The sequence below is a fragment of the Larkinella terrae genome (assembly GCF_009668025.1).
Taxonomy (GTDB): domain Bacteria; phylum Bacteroidota; class Bacteroidia; order Cytophagales; family Spirosomataceae; genus Larkinella; species Larkinella terrae.
On the sequence record NZ_WJXZ01000014.1, the window covers coordinates 825,432 to 842,431 of the forward strand.

Annotated in this window: 8 protein-coding genes; 2 read left to right on the forward strand and 6 right to left on the reverse strand. The window is 53.5% G+C overall.

The genetic code is table 11. The features are described from left to right. Positions 1-55 precede the first annotated feature (55 nt). From GJJ30_RS25140 to GJJ30_RS25160, 5 genes are all read right to left on the reverse strand, one after another. The gene (locus tag GJJ30_RS25140) at positions 56-2,563 is read right to left on the reverse strand and encodes an L-rhamnose mutarotase (protein WP_154177927.1); all 2,508 of its coding nucleotides are present in this window, start codon (positions 2,561-2,563) and stop codon (positions 56-58) included. A 99-nt stretch (positions 2,564-2,662) separates the two neighbouring features. Beyond that, complete coding sequence (locus GJJ30_RS25145) at positions 2,663-5,446, reverse strand: glycoside hydrolase family 2 protein (protein ID WP_154177928.1); 2,784 nt, start codon at positions 5,444-5,446, stop codon at positions 2,663-2,665. A gap of 18 nt (positions 5,447-5,464) precedes the next feature. Beyond that, positions 5,465-6,373, reverse strand: coding sequence for a glycoside hydrolase family 43 protein (locus GJJ30_RS25150; RefSeq protein WP_154177929.1), 909 nt, complete (start codon positions 6,371-6,373; stop codon positions 5,465-5,467). Between the two features lie 243 nt (positions 6,374-6,616). Beyond that, positions 6,617-8,032, reverse strand: a complete 1,416-nt coding sequence (locus tag GJJ30_RS25155) for a RagB/SusD family nutrient uptake outer membrane protein (RefSeq protein ID WP_154177930.1) — start codon at positions 8,030-8,032, stop codon at positions 6,617-6,619. 22 nt (positions 8,033-8,054) lie between these two features. Further along, positions 8,055-11,228, reverse strand: a complete 3,174-nt coding sequence (locus GJJ30_RS25160) for a SusC/RagA family TonB-linked outer membrane protein (protein ID WP_154177931.1) — start codon at positions 11,226-11,228, stop codon at positions 8,055-8,057. Between the two features lie 170 nt (positions 11,229-11,398). Here GJJ30_RS25160 and GJJ30_RS25165 point away from each other — a divergent pair, with 170 nt between their 5' ends. Next, positions 11,399-13,012 (forward strand): DUF5060 domain-containing protein, encoded by a 1,614-nt coding sequence (locus GJJ30_RS25165; RefSeq protein WP_154177932.1) that lies wholly within the window; start codon positions 11,399-11,401, stop codon positions 13,010-13,012. 229 nt (positions 13,013-13,241) lie between these two features. Continuing rightward, complete coding sequence (locus tag GJJ30_RS25170; protein ID WP_154177933.1) at positions 13,242-14,006, forward strand: DeoR/GlpR family DNA-binding transcription regulator; 765 nt, start codon at positions 13,242-13,244, stop codon at positions 14,004-14,006. Positions 14,007-14,012: 6 nt separating this feature from the next. On the opposite strand, the gene GJJ30_RS25175 is transcribed toward GJJ30_RS25170, so the two are convergent. After that, positions 14,013-16,778 (reverse strand): alpha-d-galacturonidase, encoded by a 2,766-nt coding sequence (locus tag GJJ30_RS25175; protein ID WP_154177934.1) that lies wholly within the window; start codon positions 16,776-16,778, stop codon positions 14,013-14,015. Between the last annotated feature and the right edge of the window lie 222 nt (positions 16,779-17,000).

Genomic DNA, 17,000 nt, shown 5'->3' on the forward strand with positions numbered 1-17,000 from the left:
AGATTCTTAAAGTCCCCTTTAGGGGATTTAGGGGCAACAAGCAAAAATCCTAAACTTATTTCTGCTGAAAATTGACCCAGACTTCGCCCGGCTTGGTGCCGGGAATGCCTTCCTGGTACTTCTTCATGCGGGCGTTCCAGGCGTCGACGCGCGGGTTGTTTTCGGTTGTTTTGGGGTTGAGTTTGTCCAGACTTTCGCCCTTCGGAATGCTGATGACCAGCATGAGTTGCCGACCGTTTCTGAAGAGCAGCAATTGCTGAAACCGGGCGTTGCAAAAACCGTTGGACACCTCCGGCCACTTCTCAAACTGGGTAGCGTGATCGGCCAGGTACTCCTTCTGAAGCGTTTCGTCGGCCACCAGATTAGCCGTTAGAATGGTGTGATCCCACTCGTCGGTCGTCGGACCGGATGCGCAGCGGTTTCGGTTGAATTCGTAGAATAAATCATAATAAGTCTTCACCATTGCCGTCGGAAAAGCCGAGCGCAGTCGCCCGCTCAGCACCGAAACATCCTGCACTTTGTCAAAAATAACATACCGGTTTTCCCACTGATACAAAGCCTCCGGACGAACTTTCGCCCGAGTCATTATCTCTTTTAATCGTTGTAAATCAATAGGTTGATTTGGACTGGTGATCAATTCGACAATCACCGGATTTTCCTTGTTGATCGACCAGTTCGGATCAGGCTGCAGCTTGTCGGCCAACAAATACTGATACGGTTTTTGAATGCCCGCCTGGGTACGAATGCTGTCGGCCACCTGCGGCCCGTTGTGTTCCCAGACGTTGTTGGGGCCGTTGGCATTTTGCAGAAATTTCTCCGACGGCGTCCAGTTGCCTTTGATCGTAAAATATGACGAACCTTCGTCGGTGTAGAGGTAAAACCAGTGCGTGGGCAGGTGCGCATACGGCGCCTTGTAAACGCTGTCGATGTAATTCTCCGCAATCATCGAACCGGGTTGCGCCGACAGCGTATAAACCGCTGCCGCATCGTAGAGGTGCTTGGCAAAATGGTGAATCTTGTTTGCGACCACCCGGTTATTGCGCATGGCGTTGATGGTGCGCGTCCAGCCCCAGCCCAGGCTAATACCGCTGTACGATACCTCGCTGATTTCGTTGTGTTCGATCGTACTACCCCGAACGTAACCCGCGCCAATGCCCACGCAACCCCAGTCTTCGTTCGTAACGTTAGTGATCAGGTTGTTGGTAATGAGCAGGTTCGTGCAAATTTCGCGTTCGTCGGTGGGGTTGTAAGGCAGGTGAATTTCGGTGGCTTCGTCGGCAAAAACGCCCGCCAGAATGCCCGTACCGCCAATGTCTTTGAAAAGATTGCCCCGAATCACATTGTCGCGACCGCCCTTGTGGTAATCCAGCCCGGTAGCGGCCAGGTGCTCAAACCGGCAGTTCTCAAAACCGGTCTGGTTCGCAAACGAGACCTCCACAGCCGCGGCCGGGCGACCCACCCAGGCCTGATTTTCCAGCGTCTTTTTGTCGGGCGTACCCGGTATTTTCAGCTTGTAAGCGTCCAGCATGTACAATCCGGCCTGATGCGGCACATTTCCCTGCTGCGACGGCCGGAGCCAGCCCGTGTGCTGAAACGAAATGCCTTTGAAAAGGACGTTCGAAACCGGATGATCGGCGGTTCCGGCGATGCGGAGCAGTGTTTCGAGCGAAGGGGCGACAACCGTTGCCGTGGACAGATTTTCGTTGGGGCGCGGAATGTAGTAGATTTTTTCACCTTTGGTATCCAGAAACCACTCGCCGGGCTGGTTCAGGAACTGGATGGCGTTGGTCAGGTAAAACGCCGAATTGCCGGTTTCTTTCGAAAGCCAGGGCGCGGGCCAGGGGTGCTCGGATTGGATGCGGCTTTCGGGCTGGTGAAACCAGAGTTTTGCGCTATCACCCTGAACGTCAATTTGCTTGATGCGCAGATTGGCAATGGCCCACCACTGGTGAATCAGCATTTCCAAACCAGCGGCTTTCGACAAATCACCGAAAGGGGGAGCGGGAATCCAGCAGGTTTGCTCGGTTTTGTTCCACGACAAAATCCGGTTCATCAGCGGATACGGTGTGTCTCTGGCCCGGATTGCTTTTTCGCCGTTCACCCACAACTGCCGGAATTCAGCCAGCCGACCGCCCACTTGGGGCGCATCGGCCACCCAGACTTTTCCATTGGCTTCTTTGGGCAAACCGGGTACCGACGTTTTCAGCTTCTGCCAACCGGTAACCGGAACCCCACCGCTCAAAACCGGGTGCGCGTTCGGCGCGGCTTCAACCACCGTCGAACTTGTCGACGTTCCCGAATCCTTCGGACGGATGAAAACCGGCTCATTTAGTGTATAAACGCCATTTTTGAGGTAAATATGCGCGCCATTTGCCACAACGGGGTCCGACAGCCGACGCCATTCCCGAACCTTTCGCAACGCCATCTGTAAACTCAAAACCGGTTTTTCAATCGTTCCGGCATTTTGGTCCGACCCATCCGGTGACACCCAGATTTCGGCTGGCTGGGCACGGGAAGGCCAGGGGAGGAAGAGAAGGATAAAAAGTGCTGCGAGTCGTCTCATTTCATATATTGATTGCCCCTGAATTCCCTAAAGGGGACTTAAAAAATTTAGCCATTTCGGCGTCCAAGTCCCCTTTAGGGGATTCAGGGGCAATCAGCCTCATTTCCCGGAAAAATCAAAAAACAGGGTTAGCTCCTTGGCGCGGGTGGGCTCTTTTTCGTAATCGTAAAAAATGTGTTTCATACCCATCGGACCGGTCGTTTCGTTGCGCTGCGTTTTGCTGCCAATGCTGCTGATGCCCTGCATGAACGAGAGGTCGCCCGACGGAAAAACCGGCTCGTAATTATGCCATTGATCGGTTTTCCAGGCGGGAGTAAACAGACGAAAGAAAGCGTCTTCCTTGTCGGTTACCACCGTAAACGGCTGGCCCGTTGTTTCAAACCGACACCAGTACAGATTAGCGTGATAGCCCTTGAATTCGGGGTAAACAACCGGCGTTTCACCGGTTTCGGTCTTGTTGTACGCCTTTTCCCAGACGCCCAATGCCCCGCCTTTCATCCGGTTTTTCCAGACGCGATAAGGCCCTTTGCCCATCCATTTGACGGCTTTCATCGCGCTTTCGGGAAATGAAAAATTGACGCCAACGAGCGTGGTGAAATAACCATCGGGGAAATAACGCACCTTCATTTTGACCCAGCCCGATGGATAAATCGTCCATTGAAGCGTATTATAGCTGGTTTTTCGATCAAAAGTCGATTCGATGACGACGTTTTTACCATCGACGCGGTGGGTGAAGTTTTTGAAGTTATTGACGCCTTCCTGCAAAACCGGGCCGTTGGTAAACGGTATCGTTCCCGACGGATTGGTAACCTGTTTCAACAACCCGCTTCGCTTGCTGAACGACACCTGAACGCCGTTGGCCGAAACTGTGTACAAAGAGTCCGATTCGGTGAAATTGACCGGCGAAACGCCATCGGGTTTAACGAGTGACGCGGTTGATTTATCAGGCAACGAAATCGGGAAACTCCAGGTAAATAATTCACGCTGGTGTGGATCGGTGGCGGTTATGTACAGAAAATCATAGTTGCGCCAGTAGGCGGGGAGCTGGGCTTTTAAGACGCCTTTTTCGAGCGGTTTCAGAGCTGGTGCGGAAATCGAAAACCGCTTTTCCGTGGACCTGATCGCGTCATTTGGTCCACTTACTTTCACCAGTTTGCCGACAAACGTGCACTGGCTCGTATTGGTAAAGTGATACCGGTTTTCAATCGGAAACGTACCGTCGAAAGTCGGCGTCAGTTCCCGGTGTTCCAGTTTAACGGGCGAATAGACTTCCTTAATCGTGAAAAAACTCCCTTCTTTTTCGCGGTACGGCCCCACAATCCCGTCGGCTCCCCGGTTTCCGTCGGTATCAATAATGCCATCTTTATCGGTGCGAACCACGCCCTGATCGGCAAAATCCCACAAAAAACCGCCAGCCGCCAGCGGGTCGTGCCACATCGCTTCCCAGTAATCTTCCAGCCCCGCACCGTGGCCGCCGTCGTACATGCCGTGCAGAAATTCGGTCGGCAGAGTGATCGAATGGCCGTGGTTGTAGTTGCCGATGCCGTAATTATATTCCCGGTAATGCTGCGTGTCGAAACCGCTAAAATCCTCCCAGGCGTGAATCACAGGCCGTTTCTGACTGTCTGCTTTCGCAAACAGCGGATCGAGTTCGTAGTTGTGACCGCCTTCGTTGCCGTTGATCCAGAAAATAACCGAGGGGTGATTAACGTCGTGCGCGATCAGTTCCTTGAGGAGTTTGGTGCCGGTTGGCGTGTCGTAGTGGCCGTGCCAGCCCGCCAGTTCGTCGAACACGAAAAGGCCGAGCGAATCGCAGACGTCCAGAAAATGATCGTCGGGCGGGTAGTGCGACATCCGGACGGCGTTCATGTTCATGTCCTTCATCAGGTTCACATCCAGCACGCTCAGCTTTTTGCTCAGCGCCCGTCCCGACGACGGCCAGAACGAATGCCGGTTGACGCCTTTCAGCTTGATTTTTGTGCCGTTGACGTAAATTCCGTCGCGCGGTTTCACGGCAACGGTTCGAAAACCGAACAACTTCGTCACCGTATGCACCGGTTTTCCGGCCTGCCAAAGCCGGAATTCAACTTTATACCGATTCGGCGTTTCAGAGGTCCACAGCCGAGGATTCGGAATGACTTTCGCCAGCGAAACCGTATTGCTTCCCGAGCCGGGTTTCGCACGGAACGACGTACCAACTTTTTGCCCGTTCAAAGTGTAAATCTGTGCTGAAATTTCGACCGGTTTTGCATTCGTAACGAGTTGGACCTGAGCCTTGAATGTGCCGTCGGCTTTGGCGTCGATGGCTACGTGTTCGAGGTATTCGGCGGGCATAATTTCCAGGTAAACCGGTCGGAAAATACCGCCGAAAATCCAGAAATCGCCCTTGCGTTCGGCTTCGTTGACGGATGCGTTGGCCGAATGCTTCGAGACGGTAACTTCCAGCGAATTACCCGAGCCGTACTGGAGCAAACTCGAGACGTCGTATTTGAATGCATAATAGGAACCTTCATGCCTTGGCCCCGCCGGTTTTCCGTTGATTTTCACTTCCGTATCGGTCATGACACCCTCGAAAACCAGATTGATTCGTTTGCCTTTCCAGGAGGTCGGTGCCTGAAATTCGTGTTTATACAAGCCCTGCTCTTTGCCGCGCGCGCTGTCTTTGGCAAAACCGTAATTGTATTTCCCGAACCCCTGCAACTCCCAGTTCGACGGCACCGGAATGGTCGTCCATTTTCCCGAATTCCGTCCGGCGGTGCAGAAAAACTGCCAGTTGACGGTCTGGTCGTTTCCGGTGCCGGATAAATACCGTTTTTCGGTGGGCTGGGCAATGACGGCCTGCGCAATCAAAAGGAGAAAAACCGTTAAAAATCGGTACGTCATGGATGGGAGCCGTGGCGGTTACTTACTGTTTACTAATTCGTTTAAAATCCGCTTTTTTACCTTGAAAATCGTTCCGTGCTTGTGGCCTTCCGGCACCGCGATCTGGTCGGAAATAGCGGTAAACGTTCTGAAATCGCGGGTTCTGACGGCGTCGTAAGTCTTGTTCTGGTACGAATCGAAGTAAATCAGCCAGTCCTTGCCGACTTTTACGACCGAAGGACCTTCCGTAAATTTTTTGGTAAACGGTGGGGATACGCCGGTAAATGGCCCGGTGGCGTTTGGGCCGAAAGCGACTTTCAGATTGCGCTCCGGGCGGGTGTTGTCTTTCAGAACCAGCACATAATCAGCGGTTTTTCGTTTAACAATCACGGCATCGATGACGCTGAATTTAGGATCGAGGAACAGTTGGGTGGGTGCGAAGGTCCGGAAGTCTTTCGTAGTTGTGAAATACATGCGGTGGTTGTTTTTCTCCTCTTCGACCCCGCGCTCAAACCGGTTCGGAATAGTGGACGCCCAGATGATGACAAACCGGTCGGTTGTATGGTCGTAAAACAGTTCGGGTGCCCAGACGTTGACCGTCGTCGGTTCGTGTTCCATCACCGGAATAAACCGCTCTTCCGACCAGTGAATCAGGTCTTTAGAACTCGTATAGCCGAACCCTTTATCATCCTTCCAGCTACTCGTCCAGACCAGGTGGAAGGTGCCGTCTTTGCCCTGCGCAATCGATGGATCGCGCATCACTTTCTGGTTACCAATTTCCGGTTTCAGAAACGTGCGGTTCAAATCCGTCCAATGATATCCGTCATTACTGGACAAAAACCGCAACCCTTCGTTGGCCGGTTCGTGAAACGAGGTAAAGAGAAATACTTCCTTCGAACACGAACTTAACAGGAGAAAAAGGCCGAAAAGGTAACTTAAACGTTTCATGGGTTCAGGGTAAATCCGGGTGGCTGGTCAGGCCGGTTTTCACACTTACAAAGGATCCATTTTATCCGTCATGCGGTTTGTAGCATTTTAGCGGGGATGTGTAGCATTTTGTCTGCGAGAAAGCGAAGGATGCGGTTTACGGTTTTCAGTATTCGGTTTACGGTGGCTGACGCGCTCAATCAATATTGTATAACGAAAACGTCAGCCACCGTAAACCGAATACCGTAAACCGTTTACCTAAAGTTAATACCCCGGATTCTGAGTGATGGCTGCGTTCTGGGTCCGGACGATCTGCGGAATGGGCCAGAGCAGTTTCTGGGCGGTAATGGCTTTTCCCTTGGCGGCCAAAACCGGGACGGCGCGGTTGGTGCGTTTCAGGTCGAACCAGCGCTGGAATTCGATGGCCAGTTCCACCCGACGTTCGTGTTCGATGGCCAGATCGAGCGTGGCGTATTTGGCGGTGGGGTACGTCGCGTCGCCAAATTTGGGAAGTTTCGCGCGGGTTCTGACCAGATTCAGGTACGTCGGATCGCCGGTCGCTTCGGAGAGCAGCAGCAGGGCGTCGGCGTAGCGCAGGATTACGAAGTTGTTGTTCGACAAGGGGTTACCGCCCACCTGCGTCGCTTTCGTATCCGTCCACTTGATCGGGTATTTCTGCGCGATGAACGTTCCGGCGTTGTTATACCCCAGCGCAATCGACGCATCCCGGCGGGTGTCACCGGTTTCGTATTCATTGTAGAGATCGTCGGTCACCTGGTTCATGCCTCCGCCGTAAAAACCGAGAAAGTTGTTGTTCGGGTAGAATGTCTGGTAATACCGGCTGAACGGTGCCGACGCATTTCCGCCCAGAAACTGAATCTCGAAAATGGATTCCTTCGTGTTCTTGACGCTCGGTCCCCACAAATCGGCGTAGTTGGGCAGCAGCGAATACTGGTTGCTGTTGTAGACTTCCTTCAAAACCGTGGCCGCAGCCGCTTTGTCGCCGAGGGTCAGATACACTTTTCCGAGCAGCGTCTGGGCCGCTCCTTTGGACGCCCGGCCCGGAATCGTAATGGCCGTGGCCAGCGGGAGTTTGTCGGCCGCAAACTGCAGGTCTTTCTTGATCTGGTCGTAAACTGCACTCTGCGGAGAACGCAGCACGGCGTAGCTTTCCTCGCCGGAAAGGGGCGTCGTCACGATCGGCAAATCGCCCCACAACTGAACCATGTTGTAATAGTAAAGTCCGCGCAGAAACATCATTTGGGCCTTCACGCCGTCCTTGTAAGCGGCATCCAGGTTCGCGCCTTCGATCTTGTTCAGGACAATGTTGGCGTTGAAAACCGCCTTGTAGCAGTCCTGCCAGAACTGATACACCATCGTGTTGGCGGTGGCCAGGCTGTAATCCTTGAACTGCCACTTGTCGGCCTGAATCCCCGAAATGTTGAACATGATGGCGTTGTCGCTCATCTGCTCGTTGGCGTAGGAAACCGGCCCTTCCGGGTGATAAACCGTGTACAGCGATGCGTAGGCCCCGTTGACGGCCAGTTCGAAATCGTCGCGGGTTTTGAAGTTGTCGGCGGTGGCATTCGACAACGGAGTCAGGTCCAGAAACGAGTCTTTGCAGCCGGTGGTCAGTAACCCGAAGCAAAGAATGGTCAGGAAATATTGGATGGTTTTCATGAGAAATAAGTCTTTTGTCAGCTTAGAGATCAACTTTCAACCCGATGGTAACGACGCGCGGGATGGGGTAGGAGCCGTAATCGACACCGATGAAAGCACCGTTTGGCGCGTTGCCCGAAGCGTTCAAACCGTTGCTGCCGCTCGAATAATTGCTGGCGCCGTAGGTTGTGTTTTCCGGATCGTAGTTGGTGTATTTGCTCCAGAGGTAGACGTTATCGGCGTTGACGTAAACCCGGGCCACGCGGAACGGGGTTCTGCGGGTCAGCGACGCTGGCAGCGTGTACGAAATCCGGATGTTTTTCAGGCGCGTAAACGACGCATCCTCCACCCACAGGCTGTGAAACTGATCCTGCAAACCGGTCAGGCCGAGGGTCGCGCGGAAGTGTTTGCCGTCGCCGGGATCGGCTTCGGAACGCCAGCGGTTATCCACGCTCGCGAACATGTTCCGGCCGTTGTTCCAGAAACCGAGGTAGCGGAAATTCTGGTTGACAATCTCCCCGCCGTAGGTTCCCTGCAACAGAAACGAGAAATCGAAGCCCTTGTACGAAACCGTATTGGTCAGACCGGCCGTGAAATCCGGCTGAAAATTGCCCAGCGTCGTGCGGTCGTCGGGCGTAATTTTGCCATCTCCGTTCACGTCGCGGATAATCGGATCGCCCGGTTTGGTAGTGCTGTAGTGCGGAGCCGCATCGACAGCCGCCTGGTTTTTAAACACGCCGTCGACCTGGTAGCCGTAAAAGTTGGAGATCGGCTGGCCGACTTCGGTTTTGACCGCGACCACAAAATCCGTGTAAATGATCGGTGCGTTCGTGGGGCCGAGTTGCAAAACCGTATTGCGGTTCCGGCTGAAATTCAGGTCGGTTGTCCAGACCACTTTGCCGGTCGTATTCTTCGTATTGATGTTCAGCTCGATTCCCCGGTTGCGCATCCGGCCGATGTTGGTGAGCTGCGACGAAAAACCGGAAATGTCGGGCACCGGCACGTTCAGCAGCATATCGCGGGTCACCGAGTTGTAATATTCCGCCGACAGCCCGATCCGGTCGTTCAGCACGCGAAAATCAAGCCCGATGTTCAGCTGGCCGGTGCGTTCCCATTTCAGATTCGTATTGGAAATGTTCGAGATCGTCAGACCCGAAGCCAGGGCCGCGCCGGAAACGTAGTTGGTAGCCGACAACAGGCTGATGGCGCCGTAGTTCGGAATCTGGTTATTCCCCGCAATCCCGTAACTGGCGCGCACTTTCAGGTTGTTGACGAACTTGACGTTCTGCATGAACGACTCATCCGAAAGCAGCCAGCCCGCCGAAACCGAGGGGAAATAGCCCCAGCGGGTGTCGCGGCCAAACCGCGAACTTCCATCCCGGCGAATGGCCGCCGTCAGAAAATACCTGTTCTGGAAATTGTACTGCGCCCGGGCCAGGTACGAGATCATCGACCATTCGGTGGCCGTGCTGGAACCGCTCGTGACAACCCCGGCGTTGAGCGTTTCGACCAGGTCGTTCGGGAAACTGCCCGAGGTAACCGTCGCAAATTCGTCGCGTTGTTTCTGCACTGAATATCCGGCCAGCACGTTCAGGCTGTGATCGCCGAACCGTTTGTCGTACGTCAGCGTGTTTTCCGACAGCCAGTTCAGCATGTACGACGACTGCACGTTTCCTTCTGCGGGGAGCAAACCCGAATAGCCATAGCCCTGATTCTTCACCCGGTACGAATTTAGCCGCGTATTGAACAGGTTGCCGTTGATGCTCGTCCGAAACTTGAGATCATTGGTAATGTAGTATTCCGCGAACGCCGTTGCGAGCGTGTTGAACGACTTGTTCTGCTTGTGGTAAAACCGGGTCAGCGAGTACGGATGCCAGAGATTCAGGTCGTTGTAGGCGATGTATTTGCTCCAGACCGAGTTCGGGTCGCGGTAGCCGAGGTTGCCGTTTTCGTTGTAAACCGGGAAAATCGGATCACTCTGGATCGCCAGACTCACGACGTCGCTCTTGCCCTGCGTACCTTCCGTCCGGTCAAAAACCGTGGTCGCGCTCAGGTTCAGCCCCAGCGAAAATTTGTCCGAAACCTGGTGTTTGACGTTCGTGCGCAGGGACAGCCGGTTGTAATAATTTTCGTCCAGAACCGCCTGTTGACCGAGGTACGAGCCCGAAAACAGGAACTGGGTTTTCTCGGTGCCGCCCGAAACCGAAAGCTGGGCGTTGTGCGAGGGCGCTACCCGGAACATGACGTCCTGCCAGTCGGTGCCTTTGCCGAATTGCTGCGGATTTGTAATAAATTCTTCGGGAATGCGGTAAGTCGAGGAGCGGACGCTGTTGGGATCGGAAGCTTTATTAACCGCCGGATTCAGGTCAACCCAGGCGTTGTTGTGGGCGTCGATGTAATAGCCAATCCACTGCTGGGCGTCCATCATCGGCACTTTGCGAATCACCGTTTGCACGCCATATTCGTAACCCGCACTGATGTTGGTTTTGCCGATTTTTCCCAGTTTGGTCGTCACCAGCACGACGCCGTTGGCTCCGCGCGACCCGTAAATGGCCGCCGACGAGGCATCTTTCAGCACATCGACCGACTCGATATCCTGCGGATTGATCAGGTTCAGGTTGAAGTTTTCGAGCGGAACACCGTCGACCACGAACAGCGGAGTCGTGCCCGCCGTGATGGAACTGACGCCCCGAATCCGGATAATCGGCGAAACGCCCGGCGCGCCCTGCGATTGTGTGATGTTCACCCCGGCAATTTTGCCCGCCAGCGACTGAGTAACATTGCTGAACGAGCGGTCTTTGAACTCATTGAAGCCCACCGACGCCACTGCGCCCGTGATGGCCCGTTTGCTTTGCGTACCGTAACCCACCACGACCACTTCGTTGAGTGTTTTGTTGGAAGGCAGCATCGAAACGTCGATCACTGTCCGGTTGCTGACCGGAATTTCCTGGGTTTCGTAGCTGATGGAACTGAACACCAGCGTTGCGTTTTCGTCGGCCGAAAGGGAATAAACCCCGTCCTGATTCGAGATCGTACCGGTTTTCGCCAGTTTGATCAGCACGGAAACACCGGGTAGCGGTTTCCCGGTTTCGTCCGTGACTTTGCCCGTAATCGTGACGGCTTTGCCCTGTGCGAGGACCTGAACAAAAGAAAAACAAAGAAAAACAAAGGCCAGGCCGAGCTGCCGGGTTCGTTGGGAGGTTGAAGTAGGACTCATAGCGCAAAATTGTTAGAGGTGTTCATAGAAATGCTCAATTAGATCCGTATAAATTACCAGCTAGGGAAGGTTGTGTAATCTTTTTTTCGGAATGTTATTTTCTTATTTTTTCTTAAAAGTATTTCGTTTTATTTGTTTTACTTTGTTTTTGAAAAATATTTTCTTGAAATATGTCTATACAGGCTCAAATCCGGCTTTTCTTTTTTTGCCTCATTGGTTTTCCGCAACTTCTTGCCGCCCAGCGCCCCCCGGTTTCTGAACAGGCCGTTGAGCAATGGGGGCGCTATGAAATCACGCTGGCGGGGCCGACTGCGGGCAATCCCTTTGCGGACGTCTGGCTGACGGCCGAGTTTTCGTCGGGGAAAAAGAAAGTGAACGTGAGCGGTTTTTACGATGGCGAGGGCGTCTACAAAATCCGGTTCATGCCGGAAGCGACGGGCCAGTGGTCGTACCAAACGCGCAGCAACGCCAAAGCGCTGAACGGAACAAAAGGAAGCTTTACCTGTCGTGCGCCATCGGCCACAAATCACGGGCCGGTCAAGGTGCGGGAAATGTATCATTTTCAGTACGCCGACGGAAAACCGTATTACCCGTTCGGAACGACGGCCTACGCCTGGACGCATCAGCCGGAGCCTTTGCAGGTGCAGACGCTGAACACGTTGAAGAGTTCGCCGTTCAACAAAATCAGAATGTGCGTATTTCCGAAAACGTACAGTTACGTGGAAGAAGAACCGGCCCTGTTTGCCTACGAAGCGAAAAACCGCACCAGGCTGGCGAATGGAAAGCTCAAATACGAATGGGATTTTACGCGCTTCAATCCCGCGTTTTTCCGGCACCTCGAAAAGCGCATTACCGATCTGGCGAAACTGAATATCGAAGCCGATCTGATCATTTTTCACCCCTACGACAAGGGCCGCTGGGGATTCGACAGCATGGGCATGAAAAACGATCTGTTCTATATCAAGTACCTGGTAGCCAGGTTATCCGCGTACCAGAACGTCTGGTGGTCGATGGCGAACGAATTTGATTTTGTCAAGAGCAAACCGCGCGAAGCCTGGGACGTTTACAGCAAAGCCGTCGTCGACGCCGATCCGTATCACCACCTGTGTTCGATTCACAACGGCACCGAATATTTCGACAACTGGAAACCGTATTTTACCCACGTCAGCATCCAGAACGGCTCGACGGTCGAGGATTTTGGGCGGGCGGTTTTGCTGCGCGATGCCTACCGAAAACCGGTGGTCTACGACGAAGTTTGTTACGAAGGCAACCTGCCGCAGCGCTGGGGACGGCTCAGTCCGGAGGAGATGACCGAAGCGTTCTGGCAGGGCGTAATTGCCGGAACGTACGTGACGCACGGCGAAACCTACCGCACGCCGGGCGACACGATTTTCTGGGCGGAAGGCGGGCGGTTCCACGGACAGAGCCCGGCGCGGATCGGTTTTTTACGGAAACTGGTCGAAGAAGAACCCGGCCCGCTGCAACTGGCGGACCCCTGGAAAGATTACCAGACCGCCCAGGCCGACAGCGCCCATTACCTGATTTATTTCGGTAAACAGATGCCGTCAGAATGGGTGTTCAGCCTGCCCAAAAAAGGTACACCGCCCACCGGAGCGGTTTTTAAAGCCGAACTTATCGACACCTGGAACATGACGATTAGTCCCGTTTCGGGAACTTTCCGACTCGGCGAAGCAAAAGATTACCGGGTTTACGACGAAACCTATCAGAAAATCCGGCTGCCCGCCAAACCGTATCTGGCAATCCGGTTGACGCAGGTGAAGTGATTATTCTTTTCGTTTGTTATTTTTTGTTTGTGATTGATTAGTACCGACTAAATGGTAAAGGAAAAAACTGGATCACTCCATTCGTCCAAATGGTTTGCTCTGCGTTGGCGGTTCGTATGCGATAAAATCGTGGATTACTTAACAAACCGGATCGTGTTCAATCAATTGATAGAGAAAAAGGTTCTTTTTGTTACTTTTGACAAATTCAGGAAGTTTAGAATAATACCGTATGCTACCGAATCAACGTCGGGATAAAATACTTGAATTGCTGAAGGAAGATGGCTCGGCCAAGATCGTCAACCTCGCCCGAATCTTTAAAGTGACGGAGGTGACGATTCGCCAGGACATCGAAAAACTGGAAAAAGACGGGCTGGTGATCAAGGACCACGGGGGGGCGTACCTGAAAAACGTGGAAGATCAGGTGCGGACGGTTTCGCTGGGGAACCAGGAAAACATCGATAAAAAGGAGCGGATTGCCAGCAAGTGCCTGGAATTCATCGAAAGTGGCGACACCATCATTCTGGATTCGGGTTCGACCACAACGGAAATTGCCAAGAAACTGCGCGGTTACCGCAACCTCACCGTCATCACCAACGCCCTGAACATCGCCCTGATTCTGGGGGCCGAAACCGGCATCGAGGTGATCATGACCGGCGGGGAATTTAAACCGCCCACCCTGTCGCTGACGGGGCAGAAAGCCGCCGATTTTTTCAAGGGCATTAACGTCCAGAAGCTCTTTCTGGCGACGGCGGGCATCTCGCTCAAATCGGGCTTAACGTATCCGAGTATCAGCGACTTAGTCGTGAAAAAAGCCATGATCGATGCCGCCGATGTGACCTATCTGGTGGCCGATTCGACCAAAATCGGGAAGAGCGCTTTCGCCAGTCTGGGCGCGCTGTCGCTGATCGACTACATCATTACCGACGCCACGATTCAGGAAAAATACAAGCAGATTTTTCACGACAACGAGATAGAACTGATCATTGCGCCCTAACCGGTTTTACTCGAACAGCCAGTCGATGTTCTTTTTATTCCCGGCAGTGTCAGACGTGACCCCGGCCGCGTCGAAAACCGGTATTGCCTGATTGCCGTCTACAAAACCGAGCAGCAGACAGGCTCCTTTCCCCAGATTCAGCGTGTGCGTCCCGGCTTTGAACGAGTAGGCATGAACGTTGACCGGCGGAAATCCCTTCAGCAGCAGCGCATTCGAGATTTTGATTTCCGACTGGCCGTAGTCGTTGGCACTGGCATCGGTTTCCAGTTCGGGCGCGGGCAGGTAATTCGGGTTCTTTTCGGTGAAAAAGCCCACCAGCAATTTGACCGGTTCGCTGGCCGTAAACGTCAGGCTGGTGCGTTCCTGCTGCTGTTGCGCTTTTGCCAGTTGCAGCCCTTTCAGATTCTTCAGTTCAGGCGCTACCTCTTCAATGGCAACGGTTGTATCCGAAAAAACGCGCTTCCCTTTTTCAACGGAATACGTTGTCACGTTCGGGCTCTGGATCGCCACGGTCGCTGGCCGGAAGAAAACCGGTTGTTTGGCAGCGGCTGGGGGCGCCGATTTCAACGAGTCAATAACGAACCTGAACCGCGTCAATTCCTTCTGATAAACCGGCAGCATTTCTTCCCAGGTTTTGTAAGTCCCGTCAACGCCCCGCATCGGAATTTTGCGCTGTTTCGTCTGCATGCTGTTGGCATACAGGTAATTATCTTTCGTTAGCTTGACCAGCTCGGTAAAATGATCCACACTGCTTTCCAGCAACGGAACGGCTTTTTCCAGATCCCGAATGTCAGTCGAATACTTGAATTTCAAAACCGCCAGGGCGGCCCGAGCTTTCTGGGCGTAGAAATTCGCCATCGCGTTCAGGGCATAAATGTCGTTTTTCAACCGACCGAATTCGTCCTTGTTTTTGGTTACCGCTCCGGCAGCCTGGTCGATGGCGGCCACGGCTCTCCGACCGTGTTCCACCACTTCGTCGGCAATCTGAACGGGCGTTTCGCCGATGTGTTTTTCGTGCTTCGATTCCTTCTCCGCATATTCGATAATCATTTCACCCTCAGGCGCTTCCGATTCGTACAGAAGCGTGAATAAACCGTACCGGAACGGGTTGATGAGTTGGGGCATCAGCATGCCCAGCGTGAGCGTCTGGCGGTTGCCGTCGGTGATGCCGTAACGGCGCAGGAGTTTGGGCGAAATCTCCCCGGTTTGCTCGTAGGCTTCCAGTACGTCTTTGCCCTTGTCGGCGGGTAAACCGTACTGGCTGGCCAGCTGATTTCTCCAATACGTTACCTCGTTGGAGCGATCGCGTTCGGAGTTCCAGGCGTAGCGTGCCCAGGTTTTGTACCAGATCCAGTCGCGGTCGAGCTGCAGGAGTCGGGGTGCGGTTTTGTCGGCGGTATACGGCCAGTCCCAGTACGACGCCTGTGGATACAGATGCAGACCGTTCGCGCCGTACACCTTGTGCATGGCCTGAACGGATTTCTGAATAAAGTCGGGCGAACCGTAGCGGAAAGGCTCCAGATTGGCCAGAATGTGCACATTTTCAACGTGAACCGTGCCAATATTGCTTAGGGTCCGGTGCAACTCCGCCCATTTGCCACGGGGCGTGTAGGTTGTCAGCGCTTCGCCGTTGTACTTCGCCATCGTGTACAGATTTTTGTACAGCGGTTTGGCGGCTTTCATCACGCGGGGCGCGTCGGAATCGTGCGCCCGCAGCACAATTGGCGGTTCGGTGGTTTGGCCGAGTGCCTTCAACCCATCTTTGACCCCCGGAATAATCGTTTTCGTAAACCAGTCGACGTCGTCCTGCCCGACGCCCTCCATCGCTTCGCCGAGCGTGATGAGCAGGCCCACGTTCGGGTATTTCTGGACAAACGCGGCAATGGATTTCCGGGTGTAATCGGCGATGAGCGGGGTAATCGGACGGTTTCGGTCCTGGGTTTTGATGTGGTGTTTTTCGGCGAAAGGCTTCGAAACGATGATGTTGTAGAACATCTGAATGACCCAGATACCGCGTTTGTCGGCTTCGGCGGTCAGAAACCGGAACATTTCCTCGTTTTTCTTAAATGTACTTTCGTCGACTTCCACGGCGTAGGGATAGTCCTTCAGCCGAACGAGCGATGCAAACGGATGACCGTTCCACAGATAGAGCGAATTATACCGGTTTTCGGCCATCGCGTCCAGGTACTTGATCCAGAGCGCTTTGTCGTACAGCCACGGAAAGGTTTCGGGCGTATACGGATATTCGTACACCTCGCGGCCGGGCAGGTAAACCGGTTTCTGAATGCCCACGGCCGTTCCCCGCAGCACCATTTCGGGCCGATCGTTCATCGCGATGGTTTCGGGGAGTTTTCCGGTTTTGTTGATTTGATCGGCTACTTCCAGACAACCGTACAATGCCCCCGACGCATCGAATCCGGCAATGAGCAGTGGTTTTTGAGCGTCTTTCCGGAGCGTGAAACTCTCCTTGCCAGCTCCCGGAGCCGCTCTCAGCGCATACCGCGAAGCCAGCGGTTTTACAACTGCATCCGACCATTGACCGATCACAATTTGCTGATTACCAGCGGGTGATGTGCCTTTTAAAACCGTAGTCTGGTAACCGGCCCGGGTTAAGGCCTGCTTGAGTTTTTCAACGCCGAAGGTTATCCGCGCATGCGCCGAAACCGGAGTAACGATGGTGACCTTTTTCCCTGCGTTCTGCCCGGATGCCGGGATCAGACTGAGAAAAAAGAAGAGGAAGTAGAGGCTGCCCCTAATGGGGACTTTTTGCATCCAGATTAACCGTTTCCAAGTCCCCTTTAGGGGTAATTTATTAGCGCAATCAAAATTATCGGACGTATATTCTGGAAAGAAAAACGAACGGGTTTTAGCGTAACGGTTCATAAAACAAAGCTTAGGAGCTTCCCGAAAAACCGGTCATGTACGAAAAAAGAAATCGGGAAAGCAGACAAATGTACCCGGTTCGGATACCGGTAATCTCCAGCATTTTCTCCA